At 31.2% G+C, this 24,648-nt stretch carries 30 protein-coding genes and 1 pseudogene; 28 read left to right on the forward strand and 3 right to left on the reverse strand.

The window, feature by feature from the left end:
* Positions 1 to 233: 233 nt before the first annotated feature.
* From ACGLWY_RS17165 to ACGLWY_RS17265, 21 genes are all read left to right on the forward strand, one after another.
* Positions 234 to 1,577, forward strand: coding sequence for a hypothetical protein (locus ACGLWY_RS17165; RefSeq protein ID WP_396620903.1), 1,344 nt, complete (start codon positions 234 to 236; stop codon positions 1,575 to 1,577).
* 388 nt (positions 1,578 to 1,965) lie between these two features.
* Positions 1,966 to 2,205, forward strand: coding sequence for a hypothetical protein (locus tag ACGLWY_RS17170; RefSeq protein ID WP_396620904.1), 240 nt, complete (start codon positions 1,966 to 1,968; stop codon positions 2,203 to 2,205).
* On the forward strand, positions 2,205 to 2,642 hold the full coding sequence (locus ACGLWY_RS17175) for a hypothetical protein (RefSeq protein ID WP_396620905.1): 438 nt from the start codon (positions 2,205 to 2,207) through the stop codon (positions 2,640 to 2,642). The genes ACGLWY_RS17170 and ACGLWY_RS17175 overlap by 1 nt, the downstream gene beginning before the upstream one ends.
* A 396-nt stretch (positions 2,643 to 3,038) precedes the next feature.
* Positions 3,039 to 3,374, forward strand: coding sequence for a hypothetical protein (locus ACGLWY_RS17180; RefSeq protein ID WP_396620906.1), 336 nt, complete (start codon positions 3,039 to 3,041; stop codon positions 3,372 to 3,374).
* A gap of 167 nt (positions 3,375 to 3,541) precedes the next feature.
* A complete protein-coding gene (locus ACGLWY_RS17185; RefSeq protein WP_396620907.1) occupies positions 3,542 to 4,516 on the forward strand; it encodes an alpha/beta hydrolase family protein in 975 nt (324 codons plus the stop codon).
* 338 nt (positions 4,517 to 4,854) lie between these two features.
* The gene (locus ACGLWY_RS17190) at positions 4,855 to 5,397 is read left to right on the forward strand and encodes a DUF998 domain-containing protein (protein ID WP_396620934.1); all 543 of its coding nucleotides are present in this window, start codon (positions 4,855 to 4,857) and stop codon (positions 5,395 to 5,397) included.
* 272 nt (positions 5,398 to 5,669) lie between these two features.
* Positions 5,670 to 6,467, forward strand: a complete 798-nt coding sequence (locus ACGLWY_RS17195; protein ID WP_396620908.1) for a hypothetical protein — start codon at positions 5,670 to 5,672, stop codon at positions 6,465 to 6,467.
* A 419-nt stretch (positions 6,468 to 6,886) separates the two neighbouring features.
* Positions 6,887 to 7,345 (forward strand): helix-turn-helix domain-containing protein, encoded by a 459-nt coding sequence (locus ACGLWY_RS17200; protein ID WP_396620909.1) that lies wholly within the window; start codon positions 6,887 to 6,889, stop codon positions 7,343 to 7,345.
* Positions 7,342 to 7,911, forward strand: coding sequence for a putative toxin-antitoxin system toxin component, PIN family (locus ACGLWY_RS17205; protein ID WP_396620910.1), 570 nt, complete (start codon positions 7,342 to 7,344; stop codon positions 7,909 to 7,911). Before ACGLWY_RS17200 ends, ACGLWY_RS17205 begins: the two co-directional genes overlap by 4 nt.
* Positions 7,912 to 8,080: 169 nt before the next feature.
* Positions 8,081 to 8,521 (forward strand): hypothetical protein, encoded by a 441-nt coding sequence (locus ACGLWY_RS17210; protein WP_396620911.1) that lies wholly within the window; start codon positions 8,081 to 8,083, stop codon positions 8,519 to 8,521.
* 600 nt (positions 8,522 to 9,121) lie between these two features.
* Positions 9,122 to 9,385 (forward strand): hypothetical protein, encoded by a 264-nt coding sequence (locus ACGLWY_RS17215; RefSeq protein WP_396620912.1) that lies wholly within the window; start codon positions 9,122 to 9,124, stop codon positions 9,383 to 9,385.
* A gap of 398 nt (positions 9,386 to 9,783) precedes the next feature.
* The gene (locus ACGLWY_RS17220) at positions 9,784 to 10,311 is read left to right on the forward strand and encodes a DMP19 family protein (RefSeq protein ID WP_396620913.1); all 528 of its coding nucleotides are present in this window, start codon (positions 9,784 to 9,786) and stop codon (positions 10,309 to 10,311) included.
* A 314-nt stretch (positions 10,312 to 10,625) separates the two neighbouring features.
* Positions 10,626 to 11,075 carry a hypothetical protein gene (locus ACGLWY_RS17225; RefSeq protein WP_396620914.1) on the forward strand — a complete coding sequence of 150 codons (450 nt, stop codon included), beginning with the start codon at positions 10,626 to 10,628 and terminating at the stop codon, positions 11,073 to 11,075.
* A gap of 269 nt (positions 11,076 to 11,344) precedes the next feature.
* Positions 11,345 to 11,824 carry a DUF1877 family protein gene (locus ACGLWY_RS17230; protein ID WP_396620915.1) on the forward strand — a complete coding sequence of 160 codons (480 nt, stop codon included), beginning with the start codon at positions 11,345 to 11,347 and terminating at the stop codon, positions 11,822 to 11,824.
* 430 nt (positions 11,825 to 12,254) lie between these two features.
* The gene (locus tag ACGLWY_RS17235) at positions 12,255 to 13,106 is read left to right on the forward strand and encodes an alpha/beta fold hydrolase (RefSeq protein ID WP_396620916.1); all 852 of its coding nucleotides are present in this window, start codon (positions 12,255 to 12,257) and stop codon (positions 13,104 to 13,106) included.
* Between the two features lie 142 nt (positions 13,107 to 13,248).
* The gene (locus tag ACGLWY_RS17240; protein ID WP_396620917.1) at positions 13,249 to 13,821 is read left to right on the forward strand and encodes a hypothetical protein; all 573 of its coding nucleotides are present in this window, start codon (positions 13,249 to 13,251) and stop codon (positions 13,819 to 13,821) included.
* A gap of 382 nt (positions 13,822 to 14,203) precedes the next feature.
* The gene (locus ACGLWY_RS17245) at positions 14,204 to 14,710 is read left to right on the forward strand and encodes a hypothetical protein (protein ID WP_396620918.1); all 507 of its coding nucleotides are present in this window, start codon (positions 14,204 to 14,206) and stop codon (positions 14,708 to 14,710) included.
* 274 nt (positions 14,711 to 14,984) lie between these two features.
* Positions 14,985 to 15,539 (forward strand): hypothetical protein, encoded by a 555-nt coding sequence (locus ACGLWY_RS17250; RefSeq protein ID WP_396620919.1) that lies wholly within the window; start codon positions 14,985 to 14,987, stop codon positions 15,537 to 15,539.
* Positions 15,540 to 15,754: 215 nt separating this feature from the next.
* On the forward strand, positions 15,755 to 16,297 hold the full coding sequence (locus ACGLWY_RS17255) for a hypothetical protein (RefSeq protein WP_396620920.1): 543 nt from the start codon (positions 15,755 to 15,757) through the stop codon (positions 16,295 to 16,297).
* A 446-nt stretch (positions 16,298 to 16,743) separates the two neighbouring features.
* Entirely contained in the window at positions 16,744 to 17,403 is a 660-nt protein-coding gene (locus ACGLWY_RS17260; RefSeq protein WP_396620921.1) for a hypothetical protein, read from the forward strand.
* Between the two features lie 377 nt (positions 17,404 to 17,780).
* Entirely contained in the window at positions 17,781 to 18,338 is a 558-nt protein-coding gene (locus tag ACGLWY_RS17265; protein WP_396620922.1) for a hypothetical protein, read from the forward strand.
* A 92-nt stretch (positions 18,339 to 18,430) separates the two neighbouring features.
* On the opposite strand, the pseudogene ACGLWY_RS17270 reads toward ACGLWY_RS17265, so the two are convergent.
* A pseudogene (locus ACGLWY_RS17270) lies at positions 18,431 to 18,691 on the reverse strand (transposase); the annotation flags it as partial.
* A 261-nt stretch (positions 18,692 to 18,952) separates the two neighbouring features.
* On the opposite strand from ACGLWY_RS17270, the gene ACGLWY_RS17275 reads away from it, so the two are divergent.
* The 7 genes from ACGLWY_RS17275 to ACGLWY_RS17305 all read left to right on the forward strand — a co-directional run bounded on the left by ACGLWY_RS17275 (position 18,953) and on the right by ACGLWY_RS17305 (position 23,427).
* Complete coding sequence (locus tag ACGLWY_RS17275) at positions 18,953 to 19,594, forward strand: hypothetical protein (protein ID WP_396620923.1); 642 nt, start codon at positions 18,953 to 18,955, stop codon at positions 19,592 to 19,594.
* Between the two features lie 343 nt (positions 19,595 to 19,937).
* Positions 19,938 to 20,552: a hypothetical protein gene (locus tag ACGLWY_RS17280; RefSeq protein WP_396620924.1), complete on the forward strand. Its 615-nt coding sequence runs from the start codon at positions 19,938 to 19,940 to the stop codon at positions 20,550 to 20,552.
* A 410-nt stretch (positions 20,553 to 20,962) separates the two neighbouring features.
* On the forward strand, positions 20,963 to 21,562 hold the full coding sequence (locus tag ACGLWY_RS17285) for a hypothetical protein (RefSeq protein ID WP_396620925.1): 600 nt from the start codon (positions 20,963 to 20,965) through the stop codon (positions 21,560 to 21,562).
* A 509-nt stretch (positions 21,563 to 22,071) separates the two neighbouring features.
* Complete coding sequence (locus ACGLWY_RS17290) at positions 22,072 to 22,392, forward strand: hypothetical protein (protein WP_396620926.1); 321 nt, start codon at positions 22,072 to 22,074, stop codon at positions 22,390 to 22,392.
* Entirely contained in the window at positions 22,385 to 22,639 is a 255-nt protein-coding gene (locus ACGLWY_RS17295) for a hypothetical protein (RefSeq protein ID WP_396620927.1), read from the forward strand. The genes ACGLWY_RS17290 and ACGLWY_RS17295 overlap by 8 nt, the downstream gene beginning before the upstream one ends.
* Positions 22,636 to 22,995 (forward strand): hypothetical protein, encoded by a 360-nt coding sequence (locus ACGLWY_RS17300; protein ID WP_396620928.1) that lies wholly within the window; start codon positions 22,636 to 22,638, stop codon positions 22,993 to 22,995. The genes ACGLWY_RS17295 and ACGLWY_RS17300 overlap by 4 nt, the downstream gene beginning before the upstream one ends.
* Before the next feature lie 36 nt (positions 22,996 to 23,031).
* Positions 23,032 to 23,427, forward strand: a complete 396-nt coding sequence (locus ACGLWY_RS17305) for a hypothetical protein (RefSeq protein WP_396620929.1) — start codon at positions 23,032 to 23,034, stop codon at positions 23,425 to 23,427.
* On the opposite strand, the gene ACGLWY_RS17310 is transcribed toward ACGLWY_RS17305, so the two are convergent.
* Both ACGLWY_RS17310 and ACGLWY_RS17315 read right to left on the reverse strand, forming a co-directional pair.
* Positions 23,395 to 23,724 carry a transposase gene (locus tag ACGLWY_RS17310; protein ID WP_396620935.1) on the reverse strand — a complete coding sequence of 110 codons (330 nt, stop codon included), beginning with the start codon at positions 23,722 to 23,724 and terminating at the stop codon, positions 23,395 to 23,397. The two genes, ACGLWY_RS17305 and ACGLWY_RS17310, sit on opposite strands and share 33 nt — an antisense overlap.
* A gap of 228 nt (positions 23,725 to 23,952) precedes the next feature.
* Positions 23,953 to 24,648: MATE family efflux transporter (locus ACGLWY_RS17315; protein ID WP_396620930.1), on the reverse strand; the 696-nt coding region annotated here is incomplete at its 5' end.

Genomic DNA, 24,648 nt, shown 5'->3' on the forward strand with positions numbered 1-24,648 from the left:
GGTTTTGTTCAGCTACGGTTCGGGGGTCTATTTTTTGGATGGGGGCTTGTCCGAACAAAGGGCTAACGAAACTAAACCAAGACTGATGTCATACCTACTTTACACTTTTAAAATGTTTTTTGTAGGTGGTTTTTTATTATATTCGTAAACATATTAACGATATAACTACAATGGTGGTGCTGCTGTTTGTTGTGGTTATATGGGTGTTACAGGCAATACCAAGAAACCGACAAATGATAGAATTTGATTTAGATAAACAAACAATAAAAGACTTAGAAATTTTCCTTGATAGCAATTCTGTTAATTCTATTTCAAACTTTTATAATCAAACAAAAACAAATGGAGGTAATAGTTTTTTATATCAGTTAATGAAAAATCCAATTACTGAAATTAATGAATTAAGGCAACGAACCGAATTAATTCAGTTTATATTGGAAACAGATTTTGAGTTAAAAATAAATTCAAGCCAGTTAGAATTCATTGAGCATTATCAAAGACTAAATATTGCTCCTCTAAGAAATAATTTTTTTGATGCTTTCTTGCAAAATCTATCTTATAGAATCACTCCTACCAATAATTATTATATTATAAAATCGGGTGTTCAGCAATTAGTGTATTTGCTAGTTGAACTTAAAGAAAAAATTGAAGCATTAAATAAATCAGGCATTCCTGTAAAACTTGCTGAATATCAGAAAAATATTTTGAAATTAATTGAAAACCCAGATTTTAAAGACTTATACGACAAAAGACTAAAAATAACTTATACTAAGCTCAATAAATTAGACAATCTATTTCGTAAAAAATATAAAAATGAATTAGGTAAAATTATTGATTTAGTTTACAATCTGGATGCATTTATTTCAATAGCAAAAGTCGCGAAACAAAAAAATCTCACTTTACCAAATTATTCAAATTTAACAACACAATCTATTTCTATTGAAGAATTTTATCATCCGTTATTAAATAATGCTGTTCCTTATTCCATTGAAATTGATGAATCTTCTAACTTGTGCTTTTTGACAGGCCCGAACATGGCTGGGAAATCAACATTTCTAAAATCAGTTGGACTTTTAGTTTATTTAGCTCATATCGGATTTCCAATCCCAGCAAAAAAAATGACTACCACTATTTATAATGGAATTGTTACTACAATAAACTTATCAGATGATATTAATTTAGGGTATAGTCATTTTTATAATGAGGTCAATAGAATAAAAGAAACAATATTGAAAATAAAAGAGAAGAAAAAACTTTTTGTAATTTTTGATGAACTATTTAGAGGTACAAATGTAAAGGATGCTTTTGATGGTTCCTTGCTGATAATAAAATCTTTTGCCAATATTTCGAATAGCACCTTCTTTATTTCAACTCACATTACTGAAGTAGCGGAGGAAGTAAAGAATTTAAGAAACATTCAATTTAAATTGTTTGGTTCAAAATTAGTTGATAATATCCCCATTTATGAATACAAATTAGAAAATGGAATATCTCATGAAAGACTAGGAATGTATATTCTAAAAAATGAAAAGATTATTGAAATTTTGGATTCTATGACAAATAATAAGTACAGCCTGTAACACCGGTAGCCCTTGCACAAGTCCATAAATTCATAAAAAACGAATTCATTTATGCCCTTTTCAAGGGCTTTTTGATTTTTTAGCAAAGCAGTTTAGTTAAATTCTGGCAGGCTTAAATTGAAGCCTGTTACGTTTTGAAGCCCATTCATTTTCTTAAATAAAAAAGCAAGTGCCATAGCGTTTTGTTCGGGTTTTGCTCAGCTACGGTTTTGGGGGTCTATTTTTTGGATGGGGGTTTGCCCGAACAAAGGGCGAACGAAACTGAACCAAGGCTGCTGTCATACCTACTTTACATTTTAAAATGTTTTTTGTAGGTGGTTTTTTATTATATTCGTAAACATATTATGATTTTTACAAAAACTATGGAAAAAATTGGGATCATCAGCAAATGGCAGAATATTATAGAGGCACAATCGCAGAAGGATTAAAACAATTTGACAATGGACAACATTCTGATGGGTTTTATGATGCTCTAGCATGGGAAGGTTTATCAGAAATTAAAGATTTAAATGGGAATCAAGATAAAATATTTACTGAAGCATGGAAAGAACTATCTCCAAGCGAACAGCAAGAAGTCTTAGATACAATCAGTAGTGAAAAACAAAACGGAAATAAAACTTGCGAATAATGAAAATTTTAACAATTATAATAGTTCATTTAATTTGCATTAATGGCTATTCTCAAAAAACAAAAACTCAATATTTTTTGATCGATACAAAAGACACTCTTATAAGAAAACAAGTTGAAACAAAAAAAAACAAGTTCCAAGGGTATACTATTATTGACGAATATAAAATTATCAAAAAGTATAATGCACCCTCTAAAATTGATGGAGATGATATTAAGGTTAATTCATTTGATTCACTTACGTTTGCTTTTTATAAAGACAATGATACTGTAGTAGATGAAACTTATATAAAAAAAATTGATGTCATTAAAACAAGAAGAGAGTTCTTAAAAATAAATTCAGAACTTGATGAAACTAAAAATAGATTCATCTTTATTGAACCCCTGAAATGCGGCAAATTTATTCTTAGAGAAGTACGTCCTGTAATATTTGAATAAATACAAACCACAACACCGGTAGCCAATGCACAAGTCCATAAATTCATAAAAAACGAATACATTTAGGCCCTTTTCAAGGGCTTTTTGATTTTTCAGCAAAGCAGTTTAGTTAAATTCTGGCTGGCTTAAATTGAAGCCTGTTACGTTTTGAAGCTCATTTATTTTCTTAAATAAAAAAGCAAGTGCCCTAGCAATGCTTTTTGGTAGTTTTTTGGTAAACTTCAAATACTTTTTAACGTTATAGGCAATGTAGCTTTCCCCTACTTTACATTTTAAAAATGTTTTTTGTAGGTGGTTTTTTATTATTTTCGTAAACATATAAACGATATAACCACAATAGTGCTGCTGTTTGTTGTGGTTATACAATTGTTGTGCAACATACCCAACACCTAATAAATGGTCGATTTAGAAAAATATTACGGAGAATTAGATGCAATTAAATTAATTGAAGTAATTGAATCTGGTAAAGAATATAAACCAGAAGTCTTTCAGTATTGTAAAAAAAGAGTTTCTGAAATGAACTTACCTATCGAAACTATAAAATCCTATGCAACGGATATTATAAAAAAAAGATTTTACGAATATTTTACTAAAGGTAAATATCTGTCAAATGAACCTATTAACCTTGAAAGTTATTATCTCTTTAAAAAAGAAGTAAAGAAATGTTTTAATGAGAGTAAAGCTAAGTTTATTCAAAATAGGAATAGTATGACTCAAAACTTAAATATATAATTAAAATACGTTGCACAACACCAGCTATAGTTCATTGCTTCTGACTTTCCTTTCGGAAAGTCCTCGCAAATTTGCTATCTTCGGTTTACGGCGGAAAATCCTCGCGGATTTTCACGCAACGAAACCATAGCCAAACCGTTGTACACAATTTTAAGAAAAACCATACTATGAGATATATATTATCAATATTCCTAGCTCTATTTACCCTAAACATAGAGGCACAAAATTCTGATCTTTTAATAGAGAAGGAATTAATAACAGATTGGTCAAAATATCCAATACATCCCTATTTAATAGACTCTACGGCATCTGAAGAACAATGGAAACCTGAATTTAAATATCTTGACAGTATAGAAGTTTATGGAATCACTTACATAAGTGACGGATTAAAAATTAAAGGATTAATGGCTAAACCTAAAAAGGCAGGCAACTATCCCTGTGTGATATATAATCGTGGAGGAAATAGAGATTTTGGTTCGCTGAAAGTTTATCATGGCGCCATAACTCTTGGACAAATAGCAAAAGAAGGATATGTTGTAATTGCAAGTCAATATAGGGGAAATGGCGGAAGTGAAGGAAAAGAAGAATTTGGTGGAAAAGATGTGAATGATATAATTATACTACCTCAGGTCCTAAAAGAAATACAAGGAACAGATACTGAAAGAATAGGTATGTATGGCTGGAGTCGTGGTGGAATGATGACGTACATCGCATTATCAAAAATGGATGAAATTAAAGCTGTTGTTGTTGGTGGTGCATTATCAGATGCACTAAGCATGATGGAAGATAGACCCGAGATGGAGACAAACGTTATGGCAGAACTGATTCCAAATTACGCCAATAGTAAGGATACTGAAATTGAGAAGAGGTCAGCTATAAAATGGGTAGATAAATTCCCTAAAGATGTTCCAATACTAATGTTGCATGGAAATGCGGATTGGCGTGTAAAACCAGAGCAAAGTCTAAATTTAGCATTGGAATTTGAAAAACATAGAATCCCATATAGGCTAATCATGTTTGAAGGAGGAGATCACGGAATATCTGAACATGAGAAAGAAGTTGACAAACAGGTTATTAATTGGTTTAATAGGTTTTTAAAAAACAACGGGGAATTACCTAATATGGAATATCATGGAAGATAAAAACTGTGTACAATAACTAGCGTTCGTGTGGTCGGTACGACCCAACATGAACGCCCTGTTGACTGAACCGGTTGTTAGCCCGTTAGACCAGCTCTTTAAAGACTATGACTTCATAGCAATATTAAAGCTAAAGTAATAAGCATATATAAGAAACTACATTTTGCAATAAGGCGTGTTTTTTTTATTTAATAGCTTATTAAAAAGTAATATACTGCATACATAAACGATATAACTACAATGGGGATGGTGTTTGTTATGGTTATACGAGTGTTGTATGCCATTACAAAGAATGAATCATGAGAAAAGGACTTTACATATTGATTGGATCCTACGCATTGATGCTGATCGTGATATTTATTCTTCCGATTTTTAGTCTTGAATCCTATTCCCTCTTGAAACATACAACGAGCCAATTAGGTGGTCAGAACATGCCTTATGCTTGGATAATGAATATGGTTTTTATTTTTCTTGGTTTGGGTAGCATACTAGCTAGTTGGAATTACCTATCAGGTTATTTCTTGCATAGAATACTGATTTTAATCTTTGGAACAGTATTAGTTCTAACTGCTTTCTATAGCCATGCGCCAATAGAAAATTCAATCCCATATAATATTGAGGAAGACAAAGTACATTCTTATCTTGCAAAGATTACTGGTTTTTCTTTTACCTTTTTTGCCATAGCCATGGCTTTTATAATAAGAGATCGAACCAATATTATCATAGCGATTGTGGTAGCCATTATCGATACTCTTTTTTCAATTATTATGTTCGACATCTTGGAATTCACGGGAATTTTTCAAAGGGCTATATTTATTCTATCTTTCGGCTGGTTAATCTATGTATTGGTAAAACGAATTGAATTAAAAAACGGCATACAATAACTAGAATAACTAGCGTTCGTGTGGTCGGTACGACCCAACATGAACGCCCTGTTGACTGAACCAGTTGTTAGCCCGTTAGACCAGCTCTTGAAGTCAGTGACTTCGTAGTAATATTAAAGAAAAAGTAAGCATATATAAGAAACAACATTTTAGACTAAGTTCTTTTATTTAATAGCTTATTAAAAAGTAATATATTGCATACATAAACGATATAACTACAATTGTATAGCTGTTTGTTGTGGTTATACAATTGTTACCTGCAAGCTGAAAAAATGACAGAAACAATTAATCAAGTAGAAAATACTTCAAAAAACATCAAGCTTTATTCATCTAAAGCAATTAGCGGAGCAACATTTTTGGGAGGACCTTTAGCCGCTGGATATTTAATAAGCGAAAATTTTAAAGCACTAAACAAACCTGATGAAGGAAGAAAATCTTTAATAATTGGAATTATAACTACAATTATACTATTTGGCGGATTGTTTATGTTTCCCGAAAAGATTATTGACAAAATTCCAAGACAATTAATCCCACTTATTTATACTGGTATCATTTGGGTAATTGTCGAATGGACTCAAGGTGACTCACTTAAAGCTCATAAAGAATACGGAAATTCATTCTTTTCTGGATGGAAAGCGGCAGGAATTGGACTGATTTCACTTGTAATAATCGGAATTGGAATATTTGGTTATACTTTTCTCTCTACAGACAACGAAGTATATGAAAAGTATAATAAAGAATTTGCTGAATTTTCAAAAAACGAAACTGAAACTTTAGTCTTTTACAATAATTTAAATACAGGAAATAAATATTCTTTACTTAAAGAATTAGACGAAAAAACGATTCCTAAATGGAAAGAAAATATTGAGATAATTAATAAAACAAATAGATTCGAAGATTTACCTTCCGAATTAATTAAACAAAACGAAATTTTACTAAAATATTCAGAACTTAGAATACAAGCGTTTGAATTATTCAGAAAGGCAATTGAAGAAGATACGGACAAGTATATCCAAGAATTAAAACAAATACATTTGCAAATTGACAACGAGCTTAAGAAACTGAATTGAGAAAAGCCAGCAGGTAACACCGGTAGCCCTTGCACAAGTCCATAAATTCATAAAAAACGAATTCATTTAAGCCCTTTTTGGCGCTTGCCCTTCATGTAGCGTCCTCTAGCATTTTGTTCAAGTTTTGTTTGGGTTTTGTTCGGGTTTTGTTCAGCTACGGTTCGGGGTCTATTTTTTGGATGGGGGTTTGCCCGAACAAAGGGAGAACGAAACTGAACCAAGACAGCTGTCATACCTACTTTACATTTTAAAATATTTTTGTAGGTGGATTTTATTATATTCGTAAACCTATAAACGATATAACTACAATGGGGATGGTGTTTGTTGTGGTTATACAATTGTTAGCAGTTATTTAAAAACATTTCGTTTATTTTGTTTGTTTCGTTTATTTCGTTTAAATTTGATTAAAACTAATAATTATGGAAACTTTAATCAGAAGAACTACAAAAGAAGACCAAAAGATTGCACTAAGCTCTTTACAAGGTTTTCAGGTTGTATCACAAAGAATAAAATCTTCAAGAAAGAAAGGGGTTAAAATTAAAATACAAGAAACAGGTGAGTTTATCACTATCCCTAAAAAGGCTTTAACACTACTTTCTGCCATAATTCAAAATATGGCTGAAGGAAAAACAATTTCAATTGTACCGTCTAATTCAGAAGTAAGTACACAGCAAGCTGCGGATATGTTGAATGTATCAAGACCTCATTTAGTAAAACTTCTTGAAGCTAAAAAAATCCCTTTTAAAAAAGTAGGAAGTCATAGAAGAATCTTATTAAAGGATATTATGGAATATAAAGAACAACTCACTAAACAAAGAGAAGCTCAACTTGATTTCCTATCTAATCAAGCACAAGACTTAAACCTTGGTTACGAATGATCCATTCACCTAGATTTACTGTTGTATTAGATGCCTGTGTTTTATATCCAGCACCAATTAGAGATATTTTATTATCTCTTGCAGCAGAGGGTTTGTTTACAGCGAAATGGTCTGATATAATTCAGGATGAATGGCAACGCAATCTTTTGAAAAAACGTACTGATTTAAAAAAAGTACAATTGAATCAAACTATTAAAGCTATGAATCTAGCTTTTCCTGATGCCAATGTTGACAACTTTGAAGAATTAATACCAATTATTAAACTTAAAGATAAAGATGACAGACACGTTGTAGCTTGTGCAATAAGGTGTAATGCTGATTTAATAGTTACATTTAATGTAAAAGATTTTCCAACGAAGGAACTATCAAAATATGATATAGAAATTCAAAATCCTGATGAACTGATTTCAAATTTAATTGATATCAACCCCAAACTAGCCTGTAAAGCTTTTAACAAAATGGTGAAAAGACTTAAAAATCCAAAAAAGACAATGGATGAAGTTTTAACCACTTTAAAAAATTGCGGATTAAACAAGAGTATTGAAAAATTAAAAAACAACTGCTAACAATGGCTATAAGTAATTGCTTGTTCTTGCCTGCTTCTGAAAATCTTCGCGGATTTTCAGTTTGGTGTATACTTGCTAAATTAAGTCCTGAACCACGCAACTACTCATAGCCGAGACGTTACCTACAATTTAAACTTACTAAATACCAATAGAGAGAAACGGAAAATTAATGCTCACTTTATCTGATTTAAAACCAATTGCAGAAGGAAATGGAATTATTGATGGAACACCTGGTGGGCTAATATTAGGCAATTCACACTCTGATGGAGGAATAAAAGTAATTCGCCAATATCAAAAAGAAGAACTCTATGAAGTTATTGCGGAATTTGAAGGCTGGGAATATATTTTAAATCCATTAGCAACAACAAAAGAAATAGACTATCTAACAAAATTAAATTCAGAATTCGCAGGAAAAAAAGATGAATTTATAGAATATGACATTCCTAATGGAATTAATATAATTAATACAAAACCGTTATTTGAAAATATAAAAGAAACTAATAAACTGATTTTGTTAGACCAATGGTCACAGTTTATTATCAATAAACATTCAACAAAAAAATATTTAATTGAATTAGACGAATTGAATAAAAAATACTCTGTTATTTAATCAAAATGATTTGATAAATAAAAAAACGGCAAAAATTAAAATCGCTATAGAAAATAAAAAACCAAATACTTTGTCAAACCTTGAATAAGGAACTCCTTTTTGCCAATGCTTTTTTGAATGCTCCCACTCATAATGGTAAGACAAAAAAATGTAAATGGAAAAAATAAATAAGGTAATTGAAAACCATCTCATAAAACGAAAGTAATAAAACTGTAGGTAACAACGTATATAAAAAATTGCTATTTTAGTGCTAAACCGATTGGCGTTGCTTGTTTTGCTACTTCTGATTTTCCTGCGGAAAATCCTCGCATACAAAACCGCAACTTTCCATATACAAACCGTTAGGCAACATTCAACAAAACATCATCAGATATGTACGATTTCAATAAAAAATCTTGTGTTTGTGAGGATTATACAGCTCCTGAATTATCAAGAGAATCAATATCACGGAGAATTAAAGAAAGTAAAAAAATAAAAAGATATCTGACCTTAAAAAGTAAATCCGAAAAAGGTCATCACTTATATCAGTGTAAATCTTGCCAGCAATTATGGCAACTAAGCAGCGCATGGAATTGAGGCGGAAAAGATTATTTGTTTAAAGTGCCAAAAACGGATATTGACGAATGGATTAAAAATCCTTTTATGTCGCCCGCTGACATGACAATTTTCTCAGCATTAATACATTCATATTTTGAAAGGCATACCTTGATTGAATCAGAAAATATATGTAAAAGAGAAAATTGTGAAGAAAAAGCAATATTAAAAGATGTTTTGTGTAAAACTCATTTTATAGAAAGCTTGCAAAAAATTGGAACATTACCCAAAAATCCTGATGGAAGAATATTTGAACCTTATAAAATTTGAAATAAAAACGTTGCCTAACACCGGTAACCGTTGCACAAGTCCATAAATTCATAAAAGACGAAATCATTTAAGCCATTTTCAAGGGCTTTTCGATTTTTTAGCAAAGCAGTTTAGCTAAATTCTGGCAGGCTTAAATTGAAGCCTGTTACGTTTTTAAGCCCATTTATTTTCTTAAATAAAAAAGCAAGTGCCATAGCACTGCTTTTTGGTGGTTTTTTGGTAAACTTCAAATACTTTTTAACGTTATAGGCAATGTAGCCTTCCCCTACTTTACATTTTTAAAATGTTTTTTGTAGGTGGTTTTTTATTATATTCGTAAACATATTAACGATATAACTACAATGGGGATGCTGTTTGTTGTGGTTATATGGGTGTTGTAACACATTAAAAATACTGCAGTGAAGAAAATTTTAGTTTTTATATCATCATTATTTTTTGCCAATACAAATGCGCAAACTGAATTTGATTTAGATAAAGTTTTGAAAATCGAAAGACGAGATATGATTGTTATGAAAATTGACTCTTATCTGAATTCAAAATCAGGATATGGCGGGAATATTGAGAAACTGAATCCTTACCAAAGGACTTTTCTTTTTGTGGAAAATTTAGAGCGTGAAATAAATAATGGCGGATTTAACCAATTCTATTTTAATTCAAGCGGAGATTTTAGTCAAGAAACAGTAGATGCTTTATTAGAAATTGGAGCGGAAAAAACAGCGGAAATCGTAAAAAAAGCAAACTCTGAATTTAAAAGCGGAACTGTTCCAAAAGACAGAACTGAAAGACAAAATGAACTGGAACAGATTGAAGAAAAAGCAGAAGAAAATTGGAACAAATGCGATTCAGAATTTTATGGATATCAAGATAATTTGACCGAATTATTAATTGCATTTGTGATTAAGAACAAAACAGAATTTAAAAAATAACGTGTTACAAAACCGTGTCCTATAGTTCATTGCTTCTGACTTTCCTCTCGGAAAGTCCTCGCAAATTTGCTATCTTCGGTTTATAGCGGAAAATCCTTGCGGATTTTCACGCAACGAAACCATAGCCAAACACGTTGGGGATAATTATGAAAAACATTCAGAGTTTAATAATATTTCTATTTTGCATTGGAATTTCTGCACAAAACATTAGTGGAATAAATTCTGATTTAAAACTATCTGATTCGCTGACTTACGACTATGAAGTCCGAATTTATCAAGATAGCTGAATAACTAACTACTCTTCTCTTTTTAGAATGTTTAAAGACAAATCAGAGAAATGGAAGGCAGAATTTTACGAGTATTACGCAAAAGTAGGGCTAACTGAATTGCGGACTGAAAAGCGGATTCTGAAATCAGAAAATGAGATGGAGTTTGTATTCCAAAACTTCATTCGGAGCCATATAATTTATTTGCCAAGTTTAAGTAAAATCAAATGGAAATTAGTTGGTCGAGGAAATGTGGAAAAAGTTAAACGAGTAATAAGAGGGAAAGAGGTTGAGGAATATTTGTTAATGAACACTCGAATTGAAAGTTTAGATGGTGAAGTATATAAAGTTCAATTTCGCACATCTGACAAAAGAAATGAATTTGAATATTCAAACCCTGAAGAATATTTAAAATATTATCCTGAAATTGATGAACTGATTTATATGTGTGAGATTATAGATTTAATCCGAAATGAATTTCACATTTGGAAAAAATAACTATGCACCGTCTCAAAAACAATGCTCAAACCAGTCTTAAGTCGAAATTACGTACTGGCTGGCTTAGCTGAGTTTGTCCGAACAAAGGGCGAACGAAACCAAACCAAGACCGCTGTCATACCTACTTTACATTTTTAAAATGTTTTTTGTAGGTGGTTTTTTATTATATTCGTAAATGTATAAACGTTATAACTACAATGGTGTTGCTGTTTGTTGTGGTTATATGAGTGTTGTACGCAATTTGAGAAAAACGATAAAACCGACTGAATTTGGGAATTGTTTGTGAATTATACAGAATGTCTGACTCAAAAATTGAGGAGCTAAAAAAAATTGAATCGGAAGTTGCGGAAGAATTTCTTGATGAAAATTTTGCAAGTATATTTGGCAAATACCATAAAGAAAATGACACTGTTTTTTCAATGGATAAAGGTTGGGACATTACCAGATCTTTAATAAAACAAAAAGACGATACTAAAGATAAATTTTTAAAAATTCTTGATTCGAAATATATTGAATCTGGAAAAGTAAAACGTGTGAATGAATTACTTTGTGGAATAAGTAATGACGGAATAAAAGAAGTTTGCGACCGAAAACTAATGGCTGAAAATCAAGTTTATCTCGCAAAAAGATTGGAAAATTGGAATGAAACTAATTTTTGGAATTATATTCTGCCTCATTTAGATACTTACAAAAAAGCTTTTAAAAAGGCGTCTGAATTGAATCACGGAATAGTATTTCACTTTAATTAATGAATAAAAACTGCATACAACACCAATAGCCCTTGCACAAGTCCATAAATTCATAAAACCCGAATTCATTTAAGCCCTTTCCAAGGGCTTTTTGATTTTTTAGCAAAGCAGTTTAGTTAAATTCTGGTAGGCTTAAATTGAAGTTTATTACGTTTTGAAGTCCATTTATTTTCTTAAATAATAAACAAGTGCCCTAGCGTTTTGTTCGGGTTTTGTTCAGCTACGGTTCGGGGGTCTATTTTTTGGATGGGGGTTTGCCTGAACAAAGGGCGAACGAAACTGAACCAAGGCTGCTGCCATACCTACTTTACATTTTTAAAATGTTTTTGTAGGTGGTTTTTTATTATATTCGTAAACCTATAAAAGATATAACTACAATAGTGCTGCTGCTTGTTGTGGTTATACGATGGCTACAATTAAAACAGAACGCATGAAAAATTCGATAATTCATCAAACTATATTTCTATTCTTGATATTTCAATTTAGTTTAACGAATGCTCAAAATAAATTTGACACGCCATATGGAAATAATGATTCAATAGGAAAATATGTTGAGCTAAATGGTGCCAAGATTTATTATGAAGAATACGGAAAAGGAGAACCTTTGCTTTTGATTCATGGATGTGGAGCAAACATTAAATCGATGGAAAACCAAATTGATTATTTTAAAAATAAATACAGAGTCATTGTAGCCGATAGTAGAGGTCAAGGAAAATCAGAATTGAAAACGGACTCACTAACTTATACTCAAATAACAAAAGATTGGGAAGGATTAGTTAATTACCTAAAATTAGATTCCATTAATATTCTTGGATGGAGCGATGGAGGCATAATTGGTCTAAAAATGGGAATTAGTAAAAAAACTAAAGTCAAAAAAATAGTAGCAATGGGAGCAAATCTAAGACCTGATACTACAGCAGTTAACAGTTGGGCTCCAGAAGCAGTTAGAAAACAACAATTAAAGACATTAGAGATGATAGCAAAAGGCGATACTTCTAAAGATTGGCAATTAGAGTTGCAGCTTGATGGACTTTTACTAAACCAACCAAATATTAGCTATTCCGATTTAAAAAAAATAGCAGTTCCTGTTTTGGTAATGGTTGGAGACAGAGACATTATTAAAAACGAACACGCTGTTGAAATTTTCAATAATCTACCTATAGGTCAGCTTTGCATTATGCCAGGTATTAATCACGGAGCTCCTCGGAACAATCCAATAATTTTTAACGAAATTGCAAATAGATTTTTAACAGAGAAATTTGATTATACAATTAAAAAATAACTGTAGCCAACAAAGTATAAAAAAAATTGCTAGTTTTAGCTAAACCAATGTCATTTGCTCGTTTGCTTGCTTCTGATTTTCCTTCGGAAAATCCTCGCACACAAACTCGCAACTTTCCTTATACATAAACGTTGTAAAACATTTGAGACAAGCAATTTACATAGTATTCATATTTTCAATTTTGAGTTGTTCTAACTCGAAAAAATCTGACAATCTAAAATCTGAAAAGAACCAGCTTCCTATAAATCAAATTGAAAAGGTAATCGAAAAAAGATTTGTCTACGAATTTTACGTTGACTCTTTGAAAAGAGAGATGATATATGAATTAACCAAGAAAATTAACGATAGCTCAATAATTTATCATTACAAAAATCTATCTGACAGTGAAAAGAATAAGAGTTTTAAGTTTCTTAAAAAGTCAAATCAATTATTCTTACTTGGAACTGAATTTGAATTAATAAAAGAAAAGCATTATTCCGACAAGAATCTATCTGAATCTGATTTTGACCTTTATGTTTTGGCTGAATCTATAGATGATGGCAATGGACCAATGTTTTTTAACCCTGAATATGGAATTTTGAATTTGGATAATGGTTGGGGAATGGATTTGATTTATTTAAAAAGAGGACAAAAAGCTGAACTTGCTAAAGAATTAATTAAAACTCTTAAAGAAAAAACGTTTTACAAGGCCGGTAGCTGTTGCACAAGTCCATAAATTCATAAAAAACGAATTCATTTAAGTCCTTTTCAAGGTTTTTTTGATTTTTTAGCAAAGCAGTTTAGTTAAATTCTGCCAGGCTTAAATTGAAGCTTGTTACGTTTTGAAGTCCATTTATTTTCTTAAATAAAAAAGCAAGTGCCCTAGCGTTTTGTTCGGGTTTTGTTCAGCTACGGTTCGGGGGTCTATTTTTTGGATGGGGGTTTGCCTGAACAAAGGACTAACGAAACCAAGACTGCTGCCATACCTACTTTACATTTTTAAAATGTTTTTTGTAGGTGGTTTTTTATTATATTCATAAACACATAAACGATATAACTACAATGGTGCTGCTGCTTGTTGTGGTTATATGAGTGTTGTGCAACATATGACAAAACCAATGAGAATTCTATTAATCTTGATTTTATTGACTAATACTAATTGTATTGGACAAGAAAAATTAGGAAATGCGGAAGTAGTTGAATTGAGAAATTATGAGAAAGATGATGAATATTTTCCTCACGATTGCTCAATGGAATCCGATATGTTGGATAATGCTATCGAACTTGATAAAAATGGAAATATCTTAACAATAAAAAATATCGCGAATGACGGATTTACTGGACATTCAATAAAATTTCAACTGAACTCTCAACTGGAAGTAAAAAAAGCGGAATATGCCGAATGGACTGACGCATTAGATGGAAGTTCAACAAATTATACTATTAACAGAGTTGAACTCAAACTGAATTCTGACCCTTTCAAGAATAATAGTTTAATAGGATATTACACATTTTATATGACTGGACATTATAAGGCTGGAGAAATATTAAAAAAAGAAGGTGTGAAAGATGAAATTTTCAATCGAGAAATTAAAGGGAAATTTAATACCAATTGTAAAAAATAAAGTACGTTGCACAATAACTAGAATTCGTGTGATCGGTACGACCCAACATCAACGCCCTGTTGACAGAACCGGTTCTTAGCCCGTTAGACCAGCTCTTTAAAGCCTGTGAATTCGTCGCAATATTAAAGCTAAAGTAAGTATATAAGAAACTGTATTTTAGACTAAGTTTTTTTATTTAATAGCTTATTAAAAAGTAATATATTGCGTATATAAATGATATAACTACAATTGAATTGTTGGTTGTTGTGGTTATACAAATGTTGGCACACATTAGATGAAAATAGGAACTATAAAAATATTTATTCTGATTTTAATATTCATTGGTTGTAAAAATAAGACAACTGAATCTGAACAATTGAATACAAAACAGACCTCTGAATTAGAAAAAGAAATCGAATCTGAAACCAAAACTCAAGTTGATTCAACGGAAATGAACTCAGAATCGACCAAAAAAATGTTTGACTTTCTTTCTGCTAAGTATTCTAAAGTTTATGAATACAAAGGAATGGATTCTAGGCAATTAATCGGAATTACATTTATATCAAAAGACAGTATCGACTATTATTTAAGTTCAGAAACTATGCCTTGTGATACTGAATATTATGGAAAAGCATTTAATAAAAATTACGGGACGGATTCAGAAATTGATGTGGATGACAACGGATATGGATATGATACTGATGAATACTCAAATGACCAGAAAGAATACGTAATTTATATAAGAGTTGCTTTGGACTCTACTAAAGTTAAAATTAAATATATTGATAATGCAACTGGTGGAACAGATTGCGCGCCAATTACAGATGTTATTATGAAAAAAATAAAATAACGTGTGCCAACATAGTAAAAAAAAATGCTAGTTTTAGCTAAACCAAAGTTGGTTGCTCGTTTGCTAGCTTCTGATTTTACTTCGGAAAATCCACGCTCACAAACACGTTGTGTGCCATTTGAGAACAGCGTAACTCAACGAAAATCACAGTTCACTCATTTCGACTTTTTCGTATAATAATATTAAAAGACATTTGAGAAATTAAAACCAAGAAAATGAAATTATTTGTTTTGATATTACTTTTGACTTTCTCAACTGATTGCAAATCTCAAAGCAACTCTGAAAAAGTTGAAACGGAAAAAAGAACTGAATTAAAACCACCATTTAATAATCAAGGAGAACAAGAAGATTATTGGGCACAAGAACTTTTCAAAAAAGAATATAAGAAAAAACATTATTCAAAATTCATCGGAGAAATAACGAAAACTGACAACAAAATACATTTCGGAAAGGTACAATATATAGAGCTTTTAGACATTAATTCTGACTATCATCTGATTTTTGAAAAAGGTTTATTATATCCTGATATTTTAAGTGCAATTAGCTTACGAATTGGAAATGTAGAGGAACTTGAATTTTTATCTGGCAATCCAAAAGTTAAAAGATTTAGGTTTTGGCTATATCGGTCAAATGTGGCTAATCCTCAAGTTTACATATTTGAACTAACTAATGAAAAAGCGAATGAAAAAACTGATTGGAAATCCTTTATTAAAAACGCTGAACTGACTTTTGTAAAAGATGGATGGATAATAATTTAAAAAATAAAAACGCCACACAACGCCGGTAACCGTTGCACAAGTCCATAAATTCATAAAAAACGAATTCATTTAAGCCCTTTTCAAGGGCTTTTTGATTTTTCAGCAAAGCAGTTTAGTTAAATTCTGGCAGGCTTAAATTGAAGCCTGTTACGTTTTGAAGCCCATTTATTTTCTTAAATAAAAAGCAAGTGCCCTAGCGTTTTGTTCGGGTTTTGTTCAGCTACGATTCGGGGATCTATTTTTTGGATGGGGATTTGTCCGAACAAAGGGCGAACGAAACTGAACCAAGACTGCTGTCATACCTACTTTACATTTTTAAAATGTTTTTTGTAGGTGGTTTTTTATTATATTCGTAAACATATTAACGATATAACTACAATGGTGTTGCTGTTTGTTGTGGTTATATGGCCGTTAGCAGCAATATAGACGAATCGTCAAAAAACAAATTGAATAAACTGAAAATCATATTCGCAATACTTCTAACCAGCTCAATCTACGGCTGTAAAGAAAGCCTATTGTATTCGAATAAAAATGATTCTTGTGAATTATATCTTTATGAAGATAAAACGTATAAATTCAAATACCCAAACTTTTTCGAGAATAAAACGGAAAAAGGAACTTATGAAGTTGACAATAGTAAAATAACTCTCATAAGAAAATCTTCTACAAAAATTGATAGTGTTGACATTGGATATGGTTGTTGGGAAGATAATCCTGACTCTCTATTACTTACCTTTAAAAACTTATATCGGGAACCAATTAATGCCATCGTAAAATTTAATAATTATGACAGAGAATTTAAAACAAATAGTCTCGGAGAAATAAATATCTCATACAGAGATTTAGAAAACCAAAGAATTGTCGGTAAAAACAATGAAATTGACAAATACACGATTGAATTTCAAAACAAAGTGTATATACCTGATATGACTTATTATAAAGACTCTCGAAAACCAAACAAAATCGACTTCAAATTAAATCAGTTTGTCGGAGAAGAATTCGTAATTCTAAAAAGAACTTATAACATAAATAATAATACAATATTTGTGAATGATATTTCGAGGAAAGTGATTGGAAGAGATAATAAACTAATAAAAGTAAAATAATACAGCTGCTACCAATGGTAACCGTTGCACAAACCCGTAATTTTGCAAACCTATGATATAAAAATGCCCTTTTTAAGGGCGTTTATTGTTTTTTATAGGTATTACAATGTAAATTCAAGATGACTATATGGACTTATAATGGCGTCTATAATAGCCTTAAAACAATAAAATAGAGAAGGTAGGCTTGCCACTTCACTTTTACCGTGTTTTTCTATAAATTTCAGGTACTTTTTAACGTTATAGGCAATGTAGCCTTCCCCTACTTTACATTTTAAAATGTTTTTTGTAGGTGGTTTTTATTATATTCGTAACCATATAAACGATATAACTACAATAGTGCTACTATTTGTTGTGGTTATATGGGTGTTAGCACACATATGAAAAAAACATTCTTAATATCATTTATACTTTTTGCTTTAATTGGCTGCGGACCTAAAATTTCAAATTCTCAATTAGAATCTGATTTTTTAGAATATAGTAATCTTATTACAAACGGTAAATATGAAAAAGCGGTAGATTATATACCGACTGATTTTTGGACTGTATATGAGAAAAATGAATTTCTGACTAAAATGGAGAGAGTCGGAAAACAAATTGATTCAATTTCGATTGACAATATAGAGATTGTTAATATCAGCGAATCCATTAAATCAAATAATAAAGACTTCAGAGTTATAACATATTCATCGGATTTGGAACTTAACTCATCAAATATACCAGAAAGAGTAATTGAAAAATATAAATCACAATTCGGGAATGACAAGGTAAAAATTGATACGATAAATAAACTAATTAAAATAAAAAATAACAATCAAATAATTTCAGTCTATGACAATGAATTAGAGAAATGGAAATATCTAGAATATAACGGACAGATTATTTCAAAAATTTACGGAATTGAAACTTGGGCTGAATTAGAAAAATACGTGCGCTAACACCGGTAACCGTAGCACAAGTCCATAAATTCATAAAAAACGAATTCATTTAAGCCCTTTTCAAGGGCTTTTTGATTTTTTAGCAAAGCAGTTTAGTTAAATTCTGGTAGGCTTAAATTGAAGCTTGTTACGTTTTGAAGTCCATTTATTTTCTTAAATAAAAAAGCAAGTGCCCTAGCACTGCTTTTTGGTAGTTTTTTGGTAAACTTCAAATACTTTTTAACGTTATAGGCAACAGCGGACATGTGCATCACCTTGTTTGCCTGCGCTATGCCTATGGTATTTACTTTTCGAAGTCCCAGAAACTGAGTGAGTGTTCCAAATACGGGTTCTACGGTGCTTTGACGCTTGCCTTTCGTAGCGTCCTCTAGCGTTTTGTTCGAGTTTTGTTCGGGTTTTGTTCAGCTACGGTTCGGGGGTCTATTTTTTGGATGGGGGTTTGCCTGAACAAAGGGTGAACGAAACTGAACCAAGGCTGCTGTCATACCTACTTTACATTTTTAAAATGTTTTTTGTAGGTGGTTTTTTATTATATTCGTAAACATATTAATGATATAACTACAATTGTATAGCTGTTTGTTGTGGTTATTCAATTGTTGTACCGCATTTGAGAAATGAGAAAAATATTAATAATTTTCAGTCTATTTTTAACCTATCAGTCTTCTTCTACACAGACTTATTTGACTTCAGAAGTTATTGAGAAAGCTGAATTTTATTTAAAAGAAGCAGTTGGAGACTCTTTGTTTAAACATTTTGAACTCGGACAAAATTCTGACTATAAATACCAAACTAACTCTGGAAAATATAAATGGAAAGATATTAGCAAAGGAAAAAAAACGAAAGGAAAATTTATCGATGGGAAACATATAAATTTTGAGTTAAATCATCCTGATTTTCAATATCCGTACCCAAAAAAAACTGTTTACGTAGAATTGGACTCAAACCTGAATTTAATAAGAGAAGTTTACGTTGACCAGATTCCTAAATTTCTTTTGAGAAATGAACAGTCTGACTGGTTATCCGAAAATAAAATTGACAGCATAGTCAAGAAACAAAACTTAAAAACACCTGTTGAGCCATTTTCAAAACGATTGGAATTTGACACTAAAACAAAAGAGTATTATTGGATTATATTCAACACTCTTTATAAGGAAAAATGCTTCTCTGATGAGGAAATTTTACATATAAATCCAGTAAGCGGAATTATTTTAAAACATTATGAAGAACGACAAAGAATAATGCATTGTTCTGAATAAAAAAAACGTGGTACAACACCGGTAACCATTACACAAGTCCATAAATTCATAAAAAACGAATACATTTAAGCCCTTTTTGGCGCTTGCCTTTCGTAGCGTCCCCTAGCGTTTTGTTCTGGTTTTGTTCAGCTACGGTTCGGGGGTCTATTTTTTGGATGGGGGTTTGCCTGAACAAAGGGCGAACGAAACTGAACCAAGACTGCTGTCATACCTACTTTACATTTTTAAAATGTTTTTTGTAGGTGGTTTTTTATTATATTCGTAAACATATTAACGATATAACTACAATGGGGATGGTGTTTGTTGTGGTTATACGTGAGTTGTAGTGCATTTGAGAAAACTGATGAAAAGAATATTATTTATAATAACATTAGTTCTGATTTCAAGTTGTAAATCAGAAAATAAAAATGATAAAAGTTTGATTATTGAACAACAAGAACCGATTTCGGAAATCCCAAAAGTCAACGACCAATTTCAAGCTTTTATTGACCAATTTCCAACAAAAAATCTTCCGATTAAAATATATGGTTGTAAAGAAGAAATTCTTGATTTACCAAAAATGGATATTAAATTAAGTTCTGAATATTCAAAAGACGCTGAATATGAACATATTTACGGAATAATTCCTTCCAATGGTAACTATATTTCAACAATCACACTTGGCGAAGCCGAATGTTTTGTTCCAATTCTGAACACTTATAAATTAAACGGAGAAAAAATTGACTCTAAACCGATTTCAATTGGATATTGCGGATTTGACGCTTGTTATGAATGTGTCGAATCAATGACTATAAATTCTGAATATAGAATTTACGTTGCAGACACTATAAAAACTTCTGACTGCGATGATAATTTTAATGCAATCGCTGAAACTGAAAAAATTAAAGTAGTTTACAAAGAAGGGAAACTGACTGAAAAAGGAGTTATAGAATTAACAAATGAAATTGAAAAAAAATAAAATAAAAACGCACTAGCTCTGCTTTTTGGTAGTTTCTTGGTAAACTTCAAATACTTTTTAACGTTATAGGCAATGTAGCCTTCCCCTACTTTATATTTTTAAAATGTTTTTGTAGGTGGTTTTTTATTATATTCGTAAACATATTAATGATATAACTACAATGGTGTAGCTGTTTGTTGTGGTTATATGGGTGTTAGCAATAATTATGAAAAAAATTCGTGACTAAAGAAAAACACTTATTTCGAATTTTATTTCTTGCTTCAATTTTTCTATTGTTGCTTAACGATTTGTTCTTGAAATTTGAGTATCATAATTATCTAACTGGAAAACTATCTGATTTTGTTGGATTATTTGCTTTTCCTTATTTTTTCAGCACATTCTATCCAAAGAAAATAAAACCGATTTACATTTTGAGCGGAATTTTATTCGTGTTTTGGAAATCGGAATTATCACAACCAATTTTTGATTTTGCTCACTCATACGGAATTGGAATGAACCGAACGGTAGATTATTCGGACTTATTTGCATTAACAATACTGCCAATTTCATATAAATATTGGAATTCTTATTCTCGACAAATTTTAGAACCAAAAAGAGCATTAAAACCCATAATCATAACGATATGTAGTATTTCATTTATTGCAACTACATTACCAAAGCATTATGAGAAAATCTCACTGAAATCGGAATTCTCAACTGACATAAAATCCGAATATCAAAACGTGAGAAATCAACTAAATCTTTACAAAGAAGGTCTATTTGAAAAAGATAATTATAGAATTGAACTTCCAGAAAAAAGAGCACATATTTTGACTTCAATAAAAGTCGATTCAATAAATGAAAATACAACAAAAATAGTGTTAGATAGTATTTTGAGTTTTACGGTTGAAGGTAATGGGTTTATTTTCAGTAGCGGAATTAAGGAAAAGGATGTTGACTATATTAGAAATTTAAAACAAAGCGAAATTGAGAAGTTATTCTCGGAACAGATAAAAAACGAATTTGAATAAAATAACTATTGCCAACACCGGTAGTCCTTGCACAAGTCCATAAATTCATAAAAAAAGAATTCATTTAAGCCCTTTTCAAGGGCTTTTTGATTTTTCAGCAAAGCAGTTTAGTTAAATTCTGGCAGGCTTAAATTGAAGCCTGTTACGTTTTGAAGTCCTTTTATTTTCTTAAATAAAAAAGCAAGTGCTCTAGCGTTTTATTCGGGTTTTGTTAAGCTACGGTTCGGGGGTCTGTTTTTTGGATGGGGGTTTGCCCGAACAAAGGGCGAACGAAACTAAACCAAGATTGCTGTCATACCTACTTTACATTTTTAAAATGTTTTTTGTAGGTGGTTTTTTATTATATTCGTAAACATATTGACGATATAACAACAATGGGGATGCTGTTTGTTGTGGTTATACGAGTGTTGTACAACATTTAGACTATCATGACTCTTTATTTTAAGTGTTCAAGCTGTAAAACAGAAAATTCCTTTAAATCTGATACAACAAACAGAATAGAGCTGGCTATGGAAAAAGGAAATACTTATACTGCTAAATGTCTGACTTGTAATAGTACAAATACTTACCAAATCAATGACATTTACGCCAAGGCTTCTAGACCACTTTCAATTATAGCGGGGTTGATTTTTATAATAGGCACTTTATTCGGACTTTTTGCTATCGCTATAATGTTTGTTGAACAAAAAACCGTTATTGGAATCTTTGTAGTTGGTTGTGGTTTACTGATCCCTGTTTGGATTTTCAGCACAATAAAAAAAGAAGACCGATTAAGAGTAAAAACTTTTAATCATTCTTATGTTAAAGAAAAAAAAAGGCGGAATGGGTAAAAAATCTGACTGGCCTGCTCTGAAAGCAAGTAAAGAGAAGAGTGGTCGTGGTTTTGAGGAAAAATATCGTAGAATTTCAATTCGTGGAATAACGGACAGAAATAGTTCATTGAGAATTGAAACTGTCATGAATTTACCAATCGGAATTGAACTGACAAGTACAATTTCTACTCACTGTGAGCCATCTGAATTAGGAAATAGAATTTTAAAAATGTTTCGTTCGGAAATAACAGAAAGAAAAATATGATTAAACCAATTAGAATAATTGATTCAGGTGTTGAAATTGAACTTTATACTGGTATTTTTGGAGTTTATGTTCTTGGTGGTTGGGATGTTGTAGTAGAAGATTTTACTTTTTCTCTTACGAACACTAAAACTGGTAGAGTAATTAATCCAAAAGTTACGCAATGGCGAGTACAATCATATGAATATGGGGAAAGAGCAAAAAAAATTATGACCCTTGACATTCCAGAAAGAGGCAAATATACAATTGATTTTAAAAATCACGACAGCTTAAAAGTATGGAAAGCAGGTCTGCCTTTGATAAATAGGTTACTTACACAACCAATTGAAAAACAATGGATTCAAATTTGTATAGTTTAAAGAATGTAAAGATAAACGTTGTCTGTAATTTAAGAAATGAGACAAACAATAACCAAAAGTGATAAAAATTTAAAGATTCTGAACAAACTAATTGTGAACGGATTTTATAATGGTTATGTCGGAACCGAAAAGTTCGTATTAATGCGAAATCGTTTCCCAAACAATCACAGACTAATCGGAATTTTGAATGACACAGGAAATTACGATTTGAAATTTGACTTTAAATCACCGATGAATATTTTAGCGAAAATTTTACTCGGACTCGGAATTCTGATTTCAATAATATCGTTGATTAAAGGAAGTTGGGTTTTTGCGATTGTGTTTGTTGTTTTCGGACTGATATTGTTTGCGGATTTTAAACTAAAAGAGAAAAAAGAAATAAAACTCTTTACAAATAAACTATTGGAATTCCACAAAACGGAATATGACTAAATTAAAAAAACTACACACAACCGTAGCTTTCCCTAAAGAACGTAGACTTGCCACGCCATTCTTACTATGTTTTTCTATGAATTTCAGGTACTTTTTAAGATTATAAGCAATAGCCAATAACTGCATACACTTATTAGCTTGCCCAATACCTATGGTATTTACTTTTCGAAGTCCCAGAAACTGAGTGACTGTCCCAAATACGGGTTCTACGGTGCTTTGGCGCTTGCCTTTCGTAACGTCCTCTAGCGTTTTGTTCGGGTTTTGTTCAGCTACGGTTCGGGGGTCTATTTTTTGGATGGGGGTTTGTCAGAACAAAGGGCGAACGAAACTAAACTAAGATTGCTGTCATACCTACTTTACATTTTAAAATGTTTTTTGTAGGTGGTTTTTATTATATTCGTAAACATATTAACGATATAACTACAATGGTGTAGCTGTTTGTTGTGGTTATACGAGTGTTGTAAAACATTAGAACAAAAATAGTGCTACCATATTATTTTTGATACATTCAATACAGCTTAAAAATTACTTCAATATGGCCTTATCACTAAAAAAGAACCGACGTTGATTGAGTATATAAAAACCAACCAACATAAAAGCACCTACTTCTGCAAAAGTACGCGATAACCATATCCATTTCTCTCCATTAGCTAAATATTCAGGTAGTAAAAACAGAGGTATCGCTACCAAGACACTCCCTTTAAGTAGGTTTAAGATAATTGATGGAATCAATTTTCCAATGCTTTGAAGATAAGACCCCAGAATATAATTAGGACCAGCTACTATGAAGAAGATAAAAAACAGTCCTAATGCATCTGAGGCTATTTTTTTAAACTCTTCTGTTTCAGAACCTGAAAATATTGTCACAAGAAACTCAGGAAATAAAAGGCCTAAAGTCACAACTACAATTCCCAGAACGAAAGTAAACTTAAGTGAAAATTTAAAAATACCAAGTACCCTATTTGGCAATTTTGCACCTATGTTAAAAGACATAATAGGCAAGGCAGAAACCATAGCAGCAGTAAATAGTCTCAGGAAAATGAAACTTAAGTAATTAATTATACCAAAAACAGAAACAAAAACAGCTCCAAGTTGAGCCAACCTTATATTTATCAATAGCAATCCAATGGAAAAAGAAATCTCAGACACAAACGATGGAATCCCATAATTAAATAACGCTTTCCATTCCTTTAGTTTAATAGTGAATTTATAATGTCTAAT

Source organism: Mariniflexile sp. HMF6888 (assembly GCF_044335535.1).
Classification (GTDB): domain Bacteria; phylum Bacteroidota; class Bacteroidia; order Flavobacteriales; family Flavobacteriaceae; genus Mariniflexile.

What these genes read in the sequence shown, in the direction of transcription:
- ACGLWY_RS17165 (WP_396620903.1), top strand. Translation starts at nt 234, where the DNA reads ATGATAGAATTTGATTTAGATAAACAAACAATAAAAGACTTAGAAATT.
- ACGLWY_RS17170 (WP_396620904.1), top strand. Translation starts at nt 1,966, where the DNA reads ATGGCAGAATATTATAGAGGCACAATCGCAGAAGGATTAAAACAATTT.
- ACGLWY_RS17175 (WP_396620905.1), top strand. Translation starts at nt 2,205, where the DNA reads ATGAAAATTTTAACAATTATAATAGTTCATTTAATTTGCATTAATGGC.
- ACGLWY_RS17180 (WP_396620906.1), top strand. Translation starts at nt 3,039, where the DNA reads ATGGTCGATTTAGAAAAATATTACGGAGAATTAGATGCAATTAAATTA.
- ACGLWY_RS17185 (WP_396620907.1), top strand. Translation starts at nt 3,542, where the DNA reads ATGAGATATATATTATCAATATTCCTAGCTCTATTTACCCTAAACATA.
- ACGLWY_RS17190 (WP_396620934.1), top strand. Translation starts at nt 4,855, where the DNA reads ATGCTGATCGTGATATTTATTCTTCCGATTTTTAGTCTTGAATCCTAT.
- ACGLWY_RS17195 (WP_396620908.1), top strand. Translation starts at nt 5,670, where the DNA reads ATGACAGAAACAATTAATCAAGTAGAAAATACTTCAAAAAACATCAAG.
- ACGLWY_RS17200 (WP_396620909.1), top strand. Translation starts at nt 6,887, where the DNA reads ATGGAAACTTTAATCAGAAGAACTACAAAAGAAGACCAAAAGATTGCA.
- ACGLWY_RS17205 (WP_396620910.1), top strand. Translation starts at nt 7,342, where the DNA reads ATGATCCATTCACCTAGATTTACTGTTGTATTAGATGCCTGTGTTTTA.
- ACGLWY_RS17210 (WP_396620911.1), top strand. Translation starts at nt 8,081, where the DNA reads ATGCTCACTTTATCTGATTTAAAACCAATTGCAGAAGGAAATGGAATT.
- ACGLWY_RS17225 (WP_396620914.1), top strand. Translation starts at nt 10,626, where the DNA reads ATGTTTAAAGACAAATCAGAGAAATGGAAGGCAGAATTTTACGAGTAT.
- ACGLWY_RS17235 (WP_396620916.1), top strand. Translation starts at nt 12,255, where the DNA reads ATGAAAAATTCGATAATTCATCAAACTATATTTCTATTCTTGATATTT.
- ACGLWY_RS17245 (WP_396620918.1), top strand. Translation starts at nt 14,204, where the DNA reads ATGAGAATTCTATTAATCTTGATTTTATTGACTAATACTAATTGTATT.
- ACGLWY_RS17250 (WP_396620919.1), top strand. Translation starts at nt 14,985, where the DNA reads ATGAAAATAGGAACTATAAAAATATTTATTCTGATTTTAATATTCATT.
- ACGLWY_RS17255 (WP_396620920.1), top strand. Translation starts at nt 15,755, where the DNA reads ATGAAATTATTTGTTTTGATATTACTTTTGACTTTCTCAACTGATTGC.
- ACGLWY_RS17265 (WP_396620922.1), top strand. Translation starts at nt 17,781, where the DNA reads ATGAAAAAAACATTCTTAATATCATTTATACTTTTTGCTTTAATTGGC.
- ACGLWY_RS17275 (WP_396620923.1), top strand. Translation starts at nt 18,953, where the DNA reads ATGAGAAAAATATTAATAATTTTCAGTCTATTTTTAACCTATCAGTCT.
- ACGLWY_RS17280 (WP_396620924.1), top strand. Translation starts at nt 19,938, where the DNA reads ATGAAAAGAATATTATTTATAATAACATTAGTTCTGATTTCAAGTTGT.
- ACGLWY_RS17290 (WP_396620926.1), top strand. Translation starts at nt 22,072, where the DNA reads ATGGAAAAAGGAAATACTTATACTGCTAAATGTCTGACTTGTAATAGT.
- ACGLWY_RS17295 (WP_396620927.1), top strand. Translation starts at nt 22,385, where the DNA reads ATGGGTAAAAAATCTGACTGGCCTGCTCTGAAAGCAAGTAAAGAGAAG.
- ACGLWY_RS17300 (WP_396620928.1), top strand. Translation starts at nt 22,636, where the DNA reads ATGATTAAACCAATTAGAATAATTGATTCAGGTGTTGAAATTGAACTT.
- ACGLWY_RS17305 (WP_396620929.1), top strand. Translation starts at nt 23,032, where the DNA reads ATGAGACAAACAATAACCAAAAGTGATAAAAATTTAAAGATTCTGAAC.